Raw genomic sequence first — 15,052 nt, 5'->3', positions numbered from 1 at the left:
CATGGAACCGCTCCAATACCTCACGGGCTTTGGGAACGAGCACGCAACGGAGGCCGTCTCCGGAGTGTTGCCGGTTGGCCAGAACACGCCGCAGCAGGTCGCGTTCGGTCTCTATGCTGAACAGATCTCGGGCACGGCGTTCACCGCGCCGCGTTCGGAGAACCGGCGGACGTGGATGTACCGCCTGCGTCCCAGCGCGGCGCACCCGCCGTACCGGAAGACCGAAGCGCGCCGCCTGCGCAGCGGTCCCTTCGACGAGGTGCCGCCTCCGCCCAACCGCCTGCGCTGGGATCCGCTGCCGCTGCCCACGGACCCGACGACGTTCCTGGACGGGCTGTTCACGCTGGGAGGCAACGGCTCCGCGGCGGCGGGTGATGGCGCGGCGGTGCACCTGTACGTCGCCAACGCGTCGATGGTGGACACCGCGTTCTTCAACGCCGACGGCGAGCTGCTGATTGTCCCGCAGCAGGGCACGCTGCGCATCGTGACGGAGATGGGCGTGCTCGCCGTGCCTCCGGGCCACGTGGCGCTCATCCCGCGCGGCGTGCGCATGCGCGTGGAGCTGCCCGAAGGCCCCGTGCGCGGCTACATCTGTGAGAACCACGGCGCGCCGTTCCGGCTCCCTGAGCTGGGGCCCATCGGCTCCAATGGCCTCGCGAACCCTCGGGACTTCCGCGCGCCGGTGGCGAGCTTCGAGGACGTGGAGCGCCCCACGCGCGTGGTGCAGAAGTTCCAGGGGCACCTCTGGGAGACGACGCTGGACCACTCACCGTTCGACGTCGTCGCGTGGCACGGCTCCCATGTCCCGTACGTGTATGACCTCGCGCGGTTCAACACCATCAACACGGTCAGCTTCGACCATCCGGATCCCTCCATCTTCACGGTGCTGACGTCGCCTGGTGAGACGCCGGGGACAGCGAACTGCGACTTCGTCATCTTCCCGCCCCGGTGGATGGTGGCGGAGCACACGTTCCGGCCGCCCTGGTTCCACCGCAACGTGATGAGCGAGATGATGGGCCTCATCCACGGCGTCTACGACGCGAAGGCGGACCAGTTCGTTCCGGGCGGGGCGTCGCTCCACAACTGCATGAGCGCGCACGGCCCGGACCGGAAGACCTACGAGGCCGCGGTCGCCGCGTCGCTGGGGCCCAAGAAGATCGACAACACGCTCGCCTTCATGTTCGAGACGCGCCACGTGATTTCTCCCACGCGCGCCGCGCTCGAAAGCCCCACGTTGCAGGCGGACTACGACGCCTGCTGGGGCGACCTGCGCAAGGCCCAGCTCCCTCCGCGCTGAGCGCGCGGGCCGGGGGCATGGGCCGATACATTCTTGAGATTCAAGCGTCGCGGTCATTCATGACTTCGGTGTGTGTCAATTCGTGCGAGCCATGAACCCATGAGGTGACGGAGATCCAATCGGAAGTCGCGCGCGCAATCTAGCGAGCGAATCATTCCGAAAGGCTCTCCTCGTGAAAGACGTGTCTCGCATGTCCCGCCTGCCTTCTGGCTGGCGAAGTCTGTTGTTCGTTCCCCAGTTCGCGTTCACCCGAGCCGCGCGGCTGTCCGCGGATTGCTTCGTCCTGGACCTGCAGGATGCCGTGCCGCTGGCCGCCAAGGCCGCCGCGCGCGCGGGCGTGGTCGAGGCGTTGACGTCAGGGCTCTTCGAGGGACGTCCCGTGGTCGTCCGCATCAACGAGGCGGACCTCGCTGAATTGCACACCGCCGACCTGGAGGCGTGCGTGGGGTTGCCCGGCTTGACGGCGCTGATGCCGACGATGACCCGAGGGCCGGAGGAACTGGATGCGCTGCACGAACGCGTGGCCCTGCTGGAGGTCGCTCGGGGCCTCCCCCGGGGGCACACCCGGTTCCTGCCGCTCCTGGAGACCCCCGCGGCCGTCCTGGAGGCGCGGCGGATGGCGCTCGCGGGCGGCGGGCGCAACCTGGGGGTGATGCTCGGGCACGGGGACCTCTTCCGGTTCACCGGCGCGACCTCCCACGCGGAGCTCACGCTCAGCCATCCCCGGAGCGAGGTCGTCATGGCCGCGCGGGCGGCGGGCATCGAGCCCTTCGACACGCCCTACACGCATGTAGGGGACCGCATCGGGCTGGAGACGCATGCCCGCGAGGGGCGCCTGCATGGCTTCACGGGCAAGTGCTGCCTGCACTCGGATCAACTCGAGACCGTGAACCGGTGCATGACCCCCTCGGCCACCGAACTGGCCTGGGCCCGTCGGGTGACCCAGGCGCAAAGACAGGGCACGTTGTCCACGCTGACACGCAAGGTGCCAGGTCTCACGGCTCCTGGCGCGAGCGAGGCCCCCGCCGTCGCCTCGGTGAACGAAGGCATGGCCCTCGTGGAGGGTCAGCTCATTGGCCCGCCCCACCTGAAGGCCGCGCACCGGATGCTCGCGCTCGCGCCCCTCCTGGAGCCGGTCGAGGATGCGCGCCAGGTCGTGGTGGGACGACGGGTCACGCATGCGCTCGAGCGCCCGCCGATGCCCGATGACCTGCTGCCCAATCCGTACGAGATGACCGCGACCGCTGGGATGCGCGACCTCTGGGTCCAGTGCTTCTACTCACACGACCGCGTCGTGACGAGCGCGCCCTTCGCGACCCGGCTCGGGCTCACCCCGGCGGGCACGCTCCCGCTGCCCTTCATGATGGGCCTCTATCTGGCGTGCTGCATGTCGAGCACCCACGGCGCCATCTACCACCTGGGCTTCCGCAACGCGCGCCAGCTTGCCCCGCTGCGGGTGGGGGACACGTACCGTCAGGAGATCCAGGTCCGGCGGGTGCGCAACACGGGCGACGGAAAGCGCTCGGTCGTGACGACCCACCGCCGGCTCCTGCGCGTGGGCGACGAGACGCCGGTCTTCACGCTCGACAAGCGTGAGCTCTACCTCCGCCAGCCGGAGTCCTTCGAGCCCTCGCCCGAGGCCGCCCGGAGGGATGAGGAGGAGCGCTCGCAGGCCCTGGCCTTCCGGACGACGCTCACGCAGCGCGCCCATGAAGTGCTGCCGCGCGCGGAGGCGGGCACCGCCCCGTCCTTCGAGGCGGGGGACCTGCTGCTGCACAGCTTCGCGAGGCCGCTGGGCATCACCGCCAACCTGGCGCTGTCCACCCAGCTCCTGGTGACGCATCCCATCCATCTGGACCACCACCGCTTCGACCTGGGGCACGGAAGGGGCGTGGTGGTGAGCGGTGGACTCGTCGTGTCCATGACGCTGGCCGCGGCCGCGAGGGACCTGCACGAGGTCCTCTGGGAGGAGTTGATCGCCGCGGACAACATCCGTCCGGTGGCGCCCACGCAGACCGTGGGGGCGCTCTCGTATGTGCTCTCCCGCGCGCCGGTCGAAGGGCTGGATGGATTGGAGGAGCTGGTCGTGAGGACGCTCGGCGTGCTGGAGCTCACGCCATCGGCGGAGCTGGCGGAGGTCCCGCTTCCACGGGCGCTCTTCACGCTCGAGAGCGAACGGCCCTCCGCCTACGATGAGTTCTGTCGGCAGCACGGCCTCCAGGCACTGGAGGGGCGGGTGGTGTGCGTCGCCACGCGTCGCCTCGTGCGCATCCGTTAGTGAGGCGGAGTGACGTCCGGGGCGGAACGGAGCTGGCGGCGGTACTCCCCGGGCGTCTTGCCGACGTGGCGTTTGAAGGCCTTGCCGAAGGCGCTGTCGGTTTCGTAGCCCACCGCTTCCGCGATGGCCGTGAGGGATTGGTCGGGGTTCGCCATCAGCCGGCTGGCGGTGTGCATCCGCCAGCCTGTGAGGTACGTCAGCGGGCTCTCCCCAATGACTTTCTGGAAGCGCTCCGCGAACGTGGAGCGCGACATGCTGGCGAGCTTCGCCATGGACTCCACCGTCCACGGATGCCGGGGCCGTTCGTGCAATTGCTGGAGGACCTTGCCCAGCTGCGGGTCCTCCAGGGCCCGGAGCCATCCCCCCTTCTCGGCGGGAAACGCTTCCAGGTGCGCGCGCAGGGCGTGAATGAACAGCACGTCGGCCAAACGGGTGGCGACGATTTCATGGCCGGGGCGTCCGGCCTCCATCTCCGCGGCGACGAGCTGGATGATGGACGCCACCCACCGCGTGGAGCCGACGCCATCTCCCTTGATGTGCAGCACCCGGGGCAGGCCCGCGAGGAGACGGTGGAGCCACGTCCCCGCGAACCCGAAGCTGAAGGAGATGAGGGTCGTCTGGGGCCCGTCCCCACCGTGTCTCAGGACGCCGCCACACTGGGCGCCCTGGGCCGCGTAGATCTCCGGCAGGGGCTGCGTGCGCGTCCGGGGTGAGTCCCGGAGCAGGTGCGGCGCGTCGCCCAGGATGAAGACCCAGTCGCCCGCGGCCAGCGCGATGCGCCGCCCTTCGACCTCCAGCCAGCAGCTCCCGCGAGACACGGCATGGAAGAAGCCCGGGTGTCCCAGGTCCAGCTTGAGTCCCCACGGGGCGCTCAGCTCCAGGCGGCCATAGACCTCGGTCTTCAATTGAAGGCTGCGGAGCGAGTCCGTCAGAACGTCCATGCATCGCCCTCCCGGTCGGACGATTGAACCAGAGAACCGGCGTTTCGCACATGGGGCGTCCGGCGTCGCGGGGCTATCCCTGGGGCATGACCCTCGTTCAAACCACGGATGTCTCCAGGAAGCCGGCACCGGGGGCGCTCGCCCTGACCTGGGCCGGGTGGGCCGCTTCGGTCTCCGTCGTCGCCCTCGTCACGCTCGCCCTCCACGTCACGCCGCACGTCCGGGGCATCGGCTTCTTCCCGGTGCTTCGCTTCGCGGTGGTCACACCCGCGTGTGTGCTCGTCGCGGTGGCCTCGGCCTTCCTGTACCGGGCCCTGATGGGACGGTCCCCGCGCCCGCGCGCCACGCTGGCGGCAGCATTGGGGGGACTGGCGCTGCTGATGCTTGCCGGGCTGGCGGCGGTGGGACCTTCCGGCCTTGTCGCGGCGGCCCTGCCGGCCCTGCTGGGAGGCGCCGCCGCGCTGGCCCTGCTCATCCCACGCTTCGTCGAACGACCGCGCCGCTCGCGGGTCGGGACCGTCGCGCTCATCGCCTTCGGAGCGCTCGAAGTTCTCGGTGTCGCCCTGGCGCTGTCGAGCGAGCGTGTCGCGCCGCGCGGACCGGAAGGGCTCGCGTTCGACATCCCCCGCGAGCTGTTCGACGCGGACTCCCGCTTCCTCACGCTCCCCAGCGGCGCGCGCGTCCACTACGTGGATGAAGGGGAGGGTGAGACGCTGCTCTTCCTGCACGGCAATCCGGCGTGGTCATTCCAGTGGAGGGACCTCATCCGGGAGCTGCGAGGCTCGTATCGCTGTATCGCGATCGATTATCCCGGCTTCGGTCTGTCGGAGGCGCCCGCCGGCTATGGCTTCACCCCGCGCGAGCAAAGCCTGGTCGTGGAGGAGTTCATGGAGCGCCTCCAGCTTCGCGACGTGACCCTGGTCATGCAGGACTGGGGCGGTCCCATCGGTCTTGGCCTCGCGGGGAGACGCCCGGAATGGGTGCGGCAGGTGGTGCTCGGAAGCACGTGGGCGTGGCCCACGAGCAGGAGCGAACCTCGCGGCATCTTCTCGGTCATCGCGGGCGGCCCGCTCGGCGAGTTCGTGCAGGTGAACTTCAACGGCTTCGCCTCGTTCGGCATCAAGAACGGCGTGGTCCGTGCGCTGCCTTCGGACGTCCTGGACGCCTACCTGCGCCCGTTCCGCCCCCTGGAGCGCCGTGGCATCGCGGCGTTCTACCCGGGGCTCATCACCGGGGACTCGGAGTACTTCGCGGAGGTCGAAGCCGGCCTGCCGCGTCTGGCGGACAAGAAGGCCCTCCTCTTGTGGGCGCTCCAGGACCAGGGCTTCCCCCGGTCCGACCTGGAGCGCTTCCAGCAGACCTTCCCGAAGCACCGGACGGTGGAGCTTCCCGGCGCGAACCACTTCTTCTTCGAGGACACCTCCGCCCAGGTGGCGTCGGAGCTTCGCGCGTTCATGTCACCGGGGCCGTCCGCCCGTCACGGCTCCGGAGGGACGAGCGCGAGCCATTGAGCCCGCTTCAGTAGTCGCCGCGGTCGTTCAGCGCGGACTCCCTCGCCACCACCGCCTGGACCTGCTTCGCCAGGAGCTTCGCGTCCGCCTTGCTCTCGCAGGTCTGGGTGCAGGTGACGATGCCGTGGTAGCTCAGCCACTGGCCGCCCTTCTTGGGATAGACCTGCTTGTACTGTTCGACGACGGCGGCGGCCTCGCTGAACAGGTCGTGACGCTTGTTGCCGCGTGCCAGCTTCCCAAGCGAAAAGCGGATGCCTGCCTTCTGGCGGTGATCTTCCCCGGGATCCACCAGGACCGAGCGGGTGGCCTCCCAGCAGCCCACGATCTCCGCCGGAGTCACCACCAACGTGGCGTGTTCGTTGAACTGCCAGACGCAGCAGGCATTGTCGCTGTCGTCCTCATTGGGGTCGTACGTCCAGCGATCCTTGTCCATCCAGAAGTCCTTCTTCTTGGGCAGGAAGGACCCCTCCATCCGGTTCGTCTCGACGGCTTCGGCGATCTTCTGCGCCTTGTAGGTGTTCGTCGTCCAGCGCGGCGCCACCGCATAGATGTAATAGCTGTCTGAAATCTCCTCGCTCTGGTCGTCCGTCAGCGGAAAGAAGGCGGCGCCCCGGATGTCGCGCGCCAGGCAAACGCCCGAGCTGAGTTCGATGTCGTCATCGGAGCAACGCCAGACAACCTTGCCCGCGTTGGCGTTCACGGGGGTTTCACGTGCCCAGGCGGTATTGAACCCCTGCGCGAAGACCTGGGTGACCGTCCTGCCAGAGCCCGTCGCGTGCCAGAACAACTCCGTCCCGTCGTGGGTCTCGTCGTAGGGGTAGCGACCGTTTCCGACGGACAGCACCAGCTCCGCATCGTCATCATCAAGGGGAGACAGTCTCAACGCGTCGCGCTTCCTCGATTCCAGCGTCATGATGAACCCGTTGCCTTTCGGGGCTCCACGCGTGCCCGGCCCGGTCTTCCATCCTATCTGGATTGGGGGGCCGCGCGGACCGCCGTGCGCTCCACCTGCTTGAGCAGGTCCAGGAGGGCGCGCAGGGAAGGGTCCTCCACGGGTTCGAGCAGCTGGACGGTGTTGCGGCGTCCCTCGTCCTCGATGGTGAGGACGTAGCGGGTCTGGTCCGCCGCCCCCTTCGAAGCGGTCCCCACGCGTGCGGGCCGCTCGAAGAAGGAGGCGGCCTGCACGCTGCGCGCGATGGCGTCCGCCTGCGCCGGGGGAAGGTCCCCCAGCTTGAACACATGAGGCCTGTTGAGGCCTGGGATGAAGGCGAGCCCTCCCTCCCGCTTGAGTTCGATGCGCATCGCACGCGCTCCCGGACGCCCGTCAGGACGTCCCATGGGGTTCAGGCCTGGGGACGACGGGTCGACGGCTTCGAGGCCTGGACGCCTTGAGGCGGGGTGAACGACACGGCGACCTTCTCGCGGGTGACGGGGACGCCCACCTGGTTCCAGGCGTCGCGGACCGCCGTGTCCTCGGCTCCGCCCTCGCCGTAGAGCCGGGAGGCGGCCATCAGCGTGATGCGCGCGAAGCGGGCGAAGCCGCAGTCGGGGCGCAGCCGCGTGTCGCGCAGGGCCTCGTACCAGATGTGGCCCGCCTTCTCCCAGGCGTAGCCGCCCAACTGCGTGGCCACCAGGAAGAAGGCCCGGTTGGGGATGCCGGAGTTGATGTGCACGCCGCCGTTGTCCTCCCAGGTCCTGACGAAGTCGCGCATGTGGCCGGGCTGGGGATCCTTGCCCAGCACCGGGTCGTCGTAGGCCGTCCCCGGGGACTTCATGGAGCGCAGCGCCTGTCCCTGGATGCTGGAGGCCAGGAGTCCCGCGCCGATGAGCCAGTCGGCCTTGTCGGCGGTCTGGTTGAGGGCTCGCTGCTTCACGAGCGACCCGAAGACGTCGGACATGGACTCGTTGAGTGCTCCCGCCTGACGGAAGTACACCAACGGGCCTTCATCCTCCGTCATGCCATGGGAGAGTTCGTGCCCGATGACGTCAATGGCGATGGTGAAGCGGTTGAAGAGCTCCCCGTCCCCATCCCCGAACACCATGCGCTGGCCGTCCCAGAAGGCGTTGTCGTAGTTCCGGCCGTAGTGGACGTGGGCGTTGAGCCGCAGGCCGCTGTCGTCGATGGAATTGCGCCCGTAGACTTCCCAGAGCAGATCATACGTGGCGCCCAACCCATCGTAGGCCTCGTCGACCGCGGCATCGCCGGTGGCGCCCTGTCCCTCGGAACGGACCAGCTTGCCAGGGAAGGTCTCCTGCCCCTCCACGTCGTAGATGGAGCGGTAGCACTGCGATTCCGCCATCATTCCCGCGATGACCCGGCCAGGCGACCGTTGGCCCAGCGGGTTCGAAACGAATCGCAGGCTGCGGAACGTGTTGTCCACGGCGGAGGTCCGCAGGGCCGCGGCGCGCTGGGCGCTGGAGCCATTCTGCGCGATCGACCGGAGGAGATAGGGCGGCAGGACGCAGTGGAGGGAATGCCGGTGCCATCTTGGATGAAGAATCATCGTGTCTCCCGTTGAGGTGTCCCTGAAGCTAGGGACGCCTCCCCTCGCGCAAGCGGCAGCGGGCCGGCGCAAGGCCCCGTCGTTCCCCCGGACGACGCGTGAGCACTCCGGGTGTCGGACCTTGGCCCGGGCTCGCCGCGAACCCCGCGACGCCTGGTGTCCAGGCAACCAGGGGGGCCCGCGGCGCCGTGCTGTCAAAGGCCCGCACTGCGCACCGCGTTGGCCCGCAACTCCTTGGGATCCGGAGCCAATCGTTGGTGACTTGACGAAGGGTCAGCCTCCAATCCTATCGTCCACTCAATCACCCGTTTAAGGGGTTATGAGGCAATCCGGTTAATGGGCGTCCATGCCCCTGGGGGTAACCATGTCGAAGATCGGTGACGGCAGGCCCGGCGTTTCCGCGCCCAAGCAGCAGCCCGCGACTGACAAGGCGGCGACGAAGAGCGTCTCCGCGCAGCAACTGGCCAACCTGTTTGGTTCGCTGACGACTGCCTCCGCGTCGCCGGCGAAGCCCGTGACGGCGACGAGCGCGAAGCAGGCGATGGTCGCCACGCCGGCGATGACCGCGGCCCTGGCGCAGCCCCAGGCGGTGGGCCGGGAGGTCCTGCCCAACCTGTTGGGGCCGCTGACCAACGAGAAGATGACCGAGTGCTTCAACAAGGCCTTCAACGAGGTCTACCAGGGCACGAAGCTCCCCAGCGGCCAGGAGCGGACGGAGCTGTTGGCCTTCGCCACGAAGCTGCGGGAGAAGCAGCCGGACATCACGGCGGCGGACCTCCGCGAGGCCCTCGTGGGCGAGCTGCGCAAGCGGCGTGACGGCGGCGACGTGGTCACCCCGGCGAAGATCCAGAAGTACGTGGAGGAGGCGGTCAGTTGGACGGCGACCTGCTACGAGGGCGGTCCGCGTGGCCCGACGTCCTCCGAGATGGCCGAGTGGACGGCCTTCGCGAAGCAGCAGATGGCGGACAACCCGGAGATGACGCCGGATCAGCTCTCCGCCGCCATCATGGACGCCGTGCGCAACAAGGCCACGGGCATGTCCGCGGGCGCGAACGGCAAGGTCAACGTCGACAAGTTCATCCAGGACGCGGTGAGCTGGTCTTCCAATGTCTACCAGGGCGGCTCACGTTCCGCGACGTCGGCGGAGCTCACGAAGTGGCGGGCCTTCGCGGACAAGACGATGGAGGAGAACCCGGACATGACGCCCTCGCAGCTCGCGAGCGCCATCATGGACGCCGTGCGCGACGACATGACGGGCGTGTCGGGCCCGGTCAGCAAGGCGAACGTCGACAAGTTCATCAACGACGCGGTGAGCTGGGCGGCCAAGGTCTACCAGGGTGCTGATCGCAATGCGACGCCCGCGGAGCTCTCGAAGTGGCGGGCCTTCGCGGACAAGAAGATTGAAGAGAACCCGGACATGACGCCCGCGCAGCTCCAGGCCGCCATCCAGGACGCCGTGCGCGACGAGGTGACCGGCGTGTCGACGGGTTCGGGTGGCGCGAACCTGGACAGGATCATCAACGACGCGGTGAGCTGGGCGGCCAAGGTCTACCAGGGCGGCGAGCGCGGCGCGACGCCCGCGGAGCTCACGAAGTGGAAGGAGTTCGCCAAGAAGAAGCTGGCGGACAACCCGGACATGACGCCCTCGCAGCTCGCCAGCGCCATCCAGGACGCGGTGCGCGACGACATGCGCGGCGTGGGAGGCCCGGCGTCGTCGGCCCCGCTGGAGCGCTTCGTGAAGGACGCCTTCAAGTGGGTGTTCGAGCTGTACATGAACCAGCCCACGGACAAGCCGCGTGAGCCCACGGCGCGGGAGATTCGCGACTGGTCCAACTACGCCAAGGAGCAGCTCAAGAAGAACCCCGACCTGACGGCGGAGGACCTCCAGTCCGTCATCCAGGACGGCCTGCGCAGGGCCCTGGGCAACCTGTAACGACGCTCGCGGGAGGGGGCCGTCCGCCCCCTCCTCGCAGGCGCGGCGGGTGTTTCAGCTCCGGGGCTGCTGGGAGGGGGTCCAGGGAGCGGTCTTGGTCAGGATGGGCTCCGGCTTGTCGCTGGACATCGCCAGGAGCCCCTTGATGCACCGGACGGCGAGCAGCCAGCTCTTCGGGTTCTTCATGTCGAGCCCCCCGATGAGCTGCTTGAGGATGCTGAGCGTGTCGAAGTAGACGCGCTCGCAGACCAGCGTCTCGTTCGCGTCGAAGATGAAGTACCCCGTCATCCGCGAGCGGAACCGGTTGCCCGTGGGGGGAATCCTACCCAGCGGGCCCAGGTGGGTGCCCTTCAGCCAGAACTCCACGATGACGGCGTCGTCGCTGTGCCGCAGCGCGATGATTTCATGGTCCTGGTCCGGGAAGGCGATGCGGGTGTCGCGGTAGTAGTCGCGCACCGCGCTGTTGCCGTCGTGCACCGTCAGGGTGGGGATGAGCTCGTAGTGGGGATGCGGGAAGGTGGACAGGACGTCGTCCCAGTCCTGCCTCACCTCGTCGTGGAAGTGGTCCAACACCAACTTCTCACGTGCCTGACGTACCTGTTCGGTGATCACGTTTGTCTCTTCCGGGAGTGGGGATTTCAGGGCGCGCGGCGGTCCAGCACCCCCAGGCCAGTCCTGCTGGTGCTCACGCGCCAGCTCAAATCCTATCAGGGATAGGTGGGCACCGAAGCTGTGATTCAGGACTGAAGCCAGCCAGACGGAGGGTCATGCGGGCCGCGTGAAGTACCCGTTGTCCCGCATGTCGGTCAGGAGGTCCGGCTCCTGCGGGCGCCACCCCAGGGTGCTCCGGGTGATGGCGCTGGAGGTGGGATTGTCGATGGCGACGAAGCCCGCCAGCCAGTCGAAATGCGTGCGGGCCTCGTTCGCGGCGATGCTCCGGACGGGGACGCCGAGCCCCGCGCCAATCGCCTCGGCGAGCGCGCGCAGCGTCACGCCTTCTTCCGCGACGCCGTGCAGGCGTGTTCCGGGGGCTCCTTGTTCGAGCGCCAGTCGGAAGAGGCGTGCGGCGTCCAGCCGATGCACCGTGGGCCAGCGGTTCGCTCCCTCACCGATGAAGGCGGAGACGCCCGTGCGGCGTGCGATGTCGATCAGCGTGGGCACGAAGGCGTGGTCACCCGCGCCGTGGACGGAAGGCGGCAGCCGCACGACGCTGGAGCGCACACCCCGGTGGGCGGCTCCGAGCACTGTGGCCTCTGCCGCGGCGCGAAGGGTCGCCGCGCTCGCGGGGGCGGGTTCATCCGCTTCCGTGCCGGTGCGGCCGGGCGCGAGGATGGCGGTCCCGGAGGTGGAGACGAAGGGTTTGCCCGAGCCCTCCAGCGCGCCGGCCAGCGCTTCCACCGCCTGCCTGTCTGTCTCGGCGGCGGCCGCATACGCGGAGAAGTCGTGGATGAAGGCGGTATGGATCACGCCTTCGCAGGCGCGGGCGCCCGCGACAAGGCTGGCGGTGTCCGTGAGCGAGCCCCGATGCGCCTGGATTCCCGACCGCGCCAGGGTGGCGGCGGCTTCGTCGCTGCGCGCCAGTCCCAGCACTTCGTGCCCTGCGCCCATCAACTCGCGCACAATGGCTGTACCAATGAACCCCGTTGCTCCTGTTACAAAAACACGCATGCGGACCTCCTCGTGGTCTTCACGCGGGTTATCTTCGGGGGCTCAGGAATGGAAAAGCCGGGAGGTTATACAGGTATGAACACCAACACCCTACCGGGCCCGGCCTCGACCCTTGGTGGTTTCCTCCGCGACCGAAGGGCGCGTCTGGCGCCGGAGCCGGGCGCTCCGAGCCGGCGCCGGACGCCGGGACTCAGGCGGGAGGAGGTGGCCACGCGGGCCGGCGTGAGCGTCACCTGGTACACGTGGCTGGAGCAGGGGCGCGGCGGCCCGCCTTCCGATGAGGTCCTGGAGCGGCTCGCGCGTGCGCTGGAACTGGATGCTGCCGGCCGGGAGGTCCTCTACCTGCTGGCCCAGCAGCGACCGCCGCCGTTGAGAGCGGCTCCACTGCCTCCGGTCGCGCCCGCCCTGCAGCGCGTGCTGGATGCCCTGCCGACAAGCCCCGCCTATGTGCAGACGCCCGCGTGGGACATCGTGGCCTGGAACGCAGCGGCGACGGTGGTGCTGAGCGACTATGCCGCGATGCCAGCCCACGAGCGCAATGTGATCAGACGCCTGTTCGGCCCCTCCGCCATGCGCGCCTCGCTGCCCGATTGGGAGGCGCACGCGCGCTTCGCCCTGGCGACCTTCCGCGTCGACGCCGCGCGTGCGGGCGACTGTCCTGAAGCCGCGGCGCTCGCGGCCGAGCTCCAGGAGACCAGCGCTGAGTTCCGTCGGCTCTGGGCCGAGAACGAGATGCGCAGCCACGGGTCCGGTCTGAAACGCATTCAGCACCCCCTCGCCGGCCCGCTGACGCTGGAGTACTCGGCCTTCGCTGTCGACAGCGGCAACGGACTGCGCATGGTTGTCTTCACGCCGGCTTCACCGGCCGACGCTCGGGCCATCGCCACGCTCCTGTCGGACAGGGCCCGCACCGTGTGAAGGAAGGCGGTGGCGGCCCGGGTTCACGGAGCCCTTGGAGCCTTCTTCCGTCGCGCTCCAATTGCTCCCGACGCGGCGGCCCGCAGGAGGCGGCGGAAGGTGGGGCATTCCATGTGGCTCGGCGCGCGACAGGCAGCGGCGTGCCGCAGGCCGTCCCGCATGGCGCTGAGCTTGCGGAGCGTCCTGTCGAGTTCCTCCGCCTTGGCCGCGAGCATCCGCCGGTCGATGCGCGGCCTCCCGTCCGAGGCGAACATGAGCGAAATCTCCTCGAGCGAGAAGCCGGCGGCGCGCCCCAGTGCGATGAGCGCCAGCCGTTCCAGCACGTCAGGGGCGAACAGCCGGCGCAGGCCCCGTCTGCCGACGGAGGTGATCAGGCCCTTCTCCTCATAGAACCGCAGCGTCGAGGCGGGAACGCCGGACCGCTTCGCCACTTCGGTGATGTCCAGGTCTTCCACCCGCTTGACCTCAAGTCGACTTGAACTGGCACAGTGCAATCTCCACTTCTTGAAGGCAAGTCAGTAGAGGGAGACGGACATGGAAGACACGCGTCAGGCCGACGAGCAGACGAGGCTTTGGAATGGTTCCGCGGGACGCGCCTGGGTCGAGAACCAGGAGGTGCTCGACCTGATGTTCAAGCCGTTCGAGGACCTGCTCGTCGAAGCGGTGTCCGCCGAATCCGGAGGTCGGGTGCTCGACGTCGGCTGCGGCACGGGCAGCGTGCTGCTCGCCGTCGCGCGGCGGCTGGGAGCGAGGGGCCGTTGCCTGGGCGTCGACATTTCGGAGCCGATGATCGCCGCCGCCCGGGCCCGCGCTGAGAGCGAGGGCACGCCAGCAAGCTTCATCCGCGCCAACGCGCAAAGCCACGCGTTCGAGCCCGCGGGCTTCGACATGATCCTCTCGCGCTTCGGCGTCATGTTCTTCGACGACCCTGTCCGGGCTTTCGCGAACCTGCGGCGTGCCGCGAGGCGCGACGCCGAACTCCGGTTCATCGCCTGGCGGAGCGCCGCCGAGAATCCCTTCATGACGACAGCCGAGCGCGCCGCGGCACCGCTCCTGCCGAGCCTCCCCGTGCGCCGGCCAGACGCGCCGGGGCAGTTCGCGTTCGCGGATCGGCGCCGGGTCGACTCCCTCCTGGCGGAGGCCGGCTGGACCGCGATGGACCTCCAGCCCATCGACGTCGCCTGCACCCTGCCCGAGGCGGAGCTGGTCCGTTACTTCACCCGGCTCGGTCCCGTCGGCATGCGCCTGCAAGAGGCTGACGACCGGACCCGCACGCAGGTCATCGAAACGGTCCGGGCCGCCTTCGAGCCCTTTGTGAAGGGGGCGGAAGTCCACTTCACCGCGGCCTGCTGGACGGTCAGCGCTCGGGCGCCGTAGTGCGTGGGGAGCGCACCGCCCGAGTGCTCACGCGCGTTTCGTGCCCTGGCGCGCGGCGTCGACGCTCCAGATGCCGGAGCCGTGCGCGGCGATGAAGAGGAACACGAAGCAATAGAGCGCCGCGAGCTCGCCCTGGTTCGCGATGGGGATGAGGTTGCCCTTGTTTGGAACCACGTGCCCGAGAAAGAAGGCGAACGCCATCGTGCCGCTCGCGATGAAGGCCGCGGGGCCGGCGAACAGACCGAGCGCGACGAGCGCGCCACCCGCGAACTCGATGATTCCCGCGCCGTAGACGACGAACGCCGGGGCCCCGGGGGGAACACCGCCGAACAGGCCGAAGAGCTTCTGCAGCCCATGCTGCATGAACATCAGTCCCGCCATGATTCGGAGCAGCGCGTAGATGCGGTCAGCGTGGGGTCGCAGGAATCCCATGACGTCCTCCGGTCGTGAGGTGCGGCAGTGTATGGCGGCCGCGTCCTGGACGCGTTCGCCCGCGCCGCATGCTCGACGACGGGGAGGCTCCGGCGTCCGCACGTGAACAGATGTCTTTCGGCGGGGGAGGCCCAGGGATGGCGCAATGCGCAAAAGCTCTCATGCGACGAAGTTGATGCATGATTCAGGAATC

14 protein-coding genes are annotated in these 15,052 nt (G+C 68.8%); 6 read left to right on the top strand and 8 right to left on the bottom strand.

The genetic code is table 11. The features are described from left to right. Position 1: 1 nt before the first annotated feature. Both hmgA and D7X74_RS01880 read left to right on the top strand, forming a co-directional pair. On the top strand, positions 2-1,297 hold the full coding sequence (hmgA, locus tag D7X74_RS01885) for a homogentisate 1,2-dioxygenase (protein WP_120531172.1): 1,296 nt from the start codon (positions 2-4) through the stop codon (positions 1,295-1,297). Between the two features lie 190 nt (positions 1,298-1,487). Then, on the top strand, positions 1,488-3,575 hold the full coding sequence (locus tag D7X74_RS01880) for a CoA ester lyase (protein ID WP_120531171.1): 2,088 nt from the start codon (positions 1,488-1,490) through the stop codon (positions 3,573-3,575). Here the strand turns inward: D7X74_RS01880 and D7X74_RS01875 are convergent. Then, positions 3,572-4,516 carry an AraC family transcriptional regulator gene (locus D7X74_RS01875; RefSeq protein ID WP_120531170.1) on the bottom strand — a complete coding sequence of 315 codons (945 nt, stop codon included), beginning with the start codon at positions 4,514-4,516 and terminating at the stop codon, positions 3,572-3,574. The genes D7X74_RS01880 and D7X74_RS01875 overlap by 4 nt on opposite strands. 86 nt (positions 4,517-4,602) lie before the next feature. Here D7X74_RS01875 and D7X74_RS01870 point away from each other — a divergent pair, with 86 nt between their 5' ends. Then, complete coding sequence (locus D7X74_RS01870; RefSeq protein ID WP_147446432.1) at positions 4,603-6,027, top strand: alpha/beta fold hydrolase; 1,425 nt, start codon at positions 4,603-4,605, stop codon at positions 6,025-6,027. Positions 6,028-6,034: 7 nt separating this feature from the next. On the opposite strand, the gene D7X74_RS01865 is transcribed toward D7X74_RS01870, so the two are convergent. The 3 genes from D7X74_RS01865 to D7X74_RS01855 are packed head-to-tail and all read right to left on the bottom strand — an operon-like array spanning position 6,035 to position 8,531. Beyond that, the gene (locus D7X74_RS01865; RefSeq protein ID WP_120531168.1) at positions 6,035-6,940 is read right to left on the bottom strand and encodes a hypothetical protein; all 906 of its coding nucleotides are present in this window, start codon (positions 6,938-6,940) and stop codon (positions 6,035-6,037) included. Between the two features lie 53 nt (positions 6,941-6,993). Continuing rightward, positions 6,994-7,329: a protealysin inhibitor emfourin gene (locus D7X74_RS01860; RefSeq protein WP_120531167.1), complete on the bottom strand. Its 336-nt coding sequence runs from the start codon at positions 7,327-7,329 to the stop codon at positions 6,994-6,996. 41 nt (positions 7,330-7,370) lie between these two features. Beyond that, positions 7,371-8,531: a M4 family metallopeptidase gene (locus tag D7X74_RS01855; RefSeq protein ID WP_199741743.1), complete on the bottom strand. Its 1,161-nt coding sequence runs from the start codon at positions 8,529-8,531 to the stop codon at positions 7,371-7,373. Positions 8,532-8,895: 364 nt separating this feature from the next. On the opposite strand from D7X74_RS01855, the gene D7X74_RS01850 reads away from it, so the two are divergent. Next, positions 8,896-10,464: a hypothetical protein gene (locus D7X74_RS01850; protein ID WP_120531166.1), complete on the top strand. Its 1,569-nt coding sequence runs from the start codon at positions 8,896-8,898 to the stop codon at positions 10,462-10,464. 54 nt (positions 10,465-10,518) lie between these two features. Here the strand turns inward: D7X74_RS01850 and D7X74_RS01845 are convergent, their stop codons facing one another. Continuing rightward, a complete protein-coding gene (locus D7X74_RS01845) occupies positions 10,519-11,076 on the bottom strand; it encodes an ester cyclase (RefSeq protein WP_120531165.1) in 558 nt (185 codons plus the stop codon). 153 nt (positions 11,077-11,229) lie between these two features. Next, entirely contained in the window at positions 11,230-12,132 is a 903-nt protein-coding gene (locus tag D7X74_RS01840) for an SDR family oxidoreductase (protein WP_120531164.1), read from the bottom strand. Positions 12,133-12,180: 48 nt separating this feature from the next. On the opposite strand from D7X74_RS01840, the gene D7X74_RS01835 reads away from it, so the two are divergent. Further along, positions 12,181-13,050, top strand: a complete 870-nt coding sequence (locus D7X74_RS01835) for a helix-turn-helix transcriptional regulator (protein ID WP_370450702.1) — start codon at positions 12,181-12,183, stop codon at positions 13,048-13,050. 23 nt (positions 13,051-13,073) lie between these two features. On the opposite strand, the gene D7X74_RS01830 is transcribed toward D7X74_RS01835, so the two are convergent. Further along, positions 13,074-13,505, bottom strand: a complete 432-nt coding sequence (locus tag D7X74_RS01830; RefSeq protein ID WP_120531162.1) for a helix-turn-helix domain-containing protein — start codon at positions 13,503-13,505, stop codon at positions 13,074-13,076. Positions 13,506-13,584: 79 nt separating this feature from the next. On the opposite strand from D7X74_RS01830, the gene D7X74_RS01825 reads away from it, so the two are divergent. After that, the gene (locus tag D7X74_RS01825; protein ID WP_120531161.1) at positions 13,585-14,427 is read left to right on the top strand and encodes a class I SAM-dependent methyltransferase; all 843 of its coding nucleotides are present in this window, start codon (positions 13,585-13,587) and stop codon (positions 14,425-14,427) included. A gap of 27 nt (positions 14,428-14,454) precedes the next feature. Here D7X74_RS01825 and D7X74_RS01820 read toward each other — a convergent pair whose 3' ends face one another. Then, entirely contained in the window at positions 14,455-14,859 is a 405-nt protein-coding gene (locus D7X74_RS01820; protein ID WP_120531160.1) for a DoxX family protein, read from the bottom strand. Positions 14,860-15,052: the final 193 nt, after the last annotated feature.

Origin of the sequence: Corallococcus sp. CA047B, from assembly GCF_003612065.1 — a bacterium.
In the GTDB taxonomy this organism is placed as follows: Bacteria; Myxococcota; Myxococcia; order Myxococcales; family Myxococcaceae; genus Corallococcus; species Corallococcus praedator.
The sequence above is the reverse complement of the archived record's forward strand: the minus strand, read 5'-3'. Positions and strand labels throughout refer to the sequence as shown.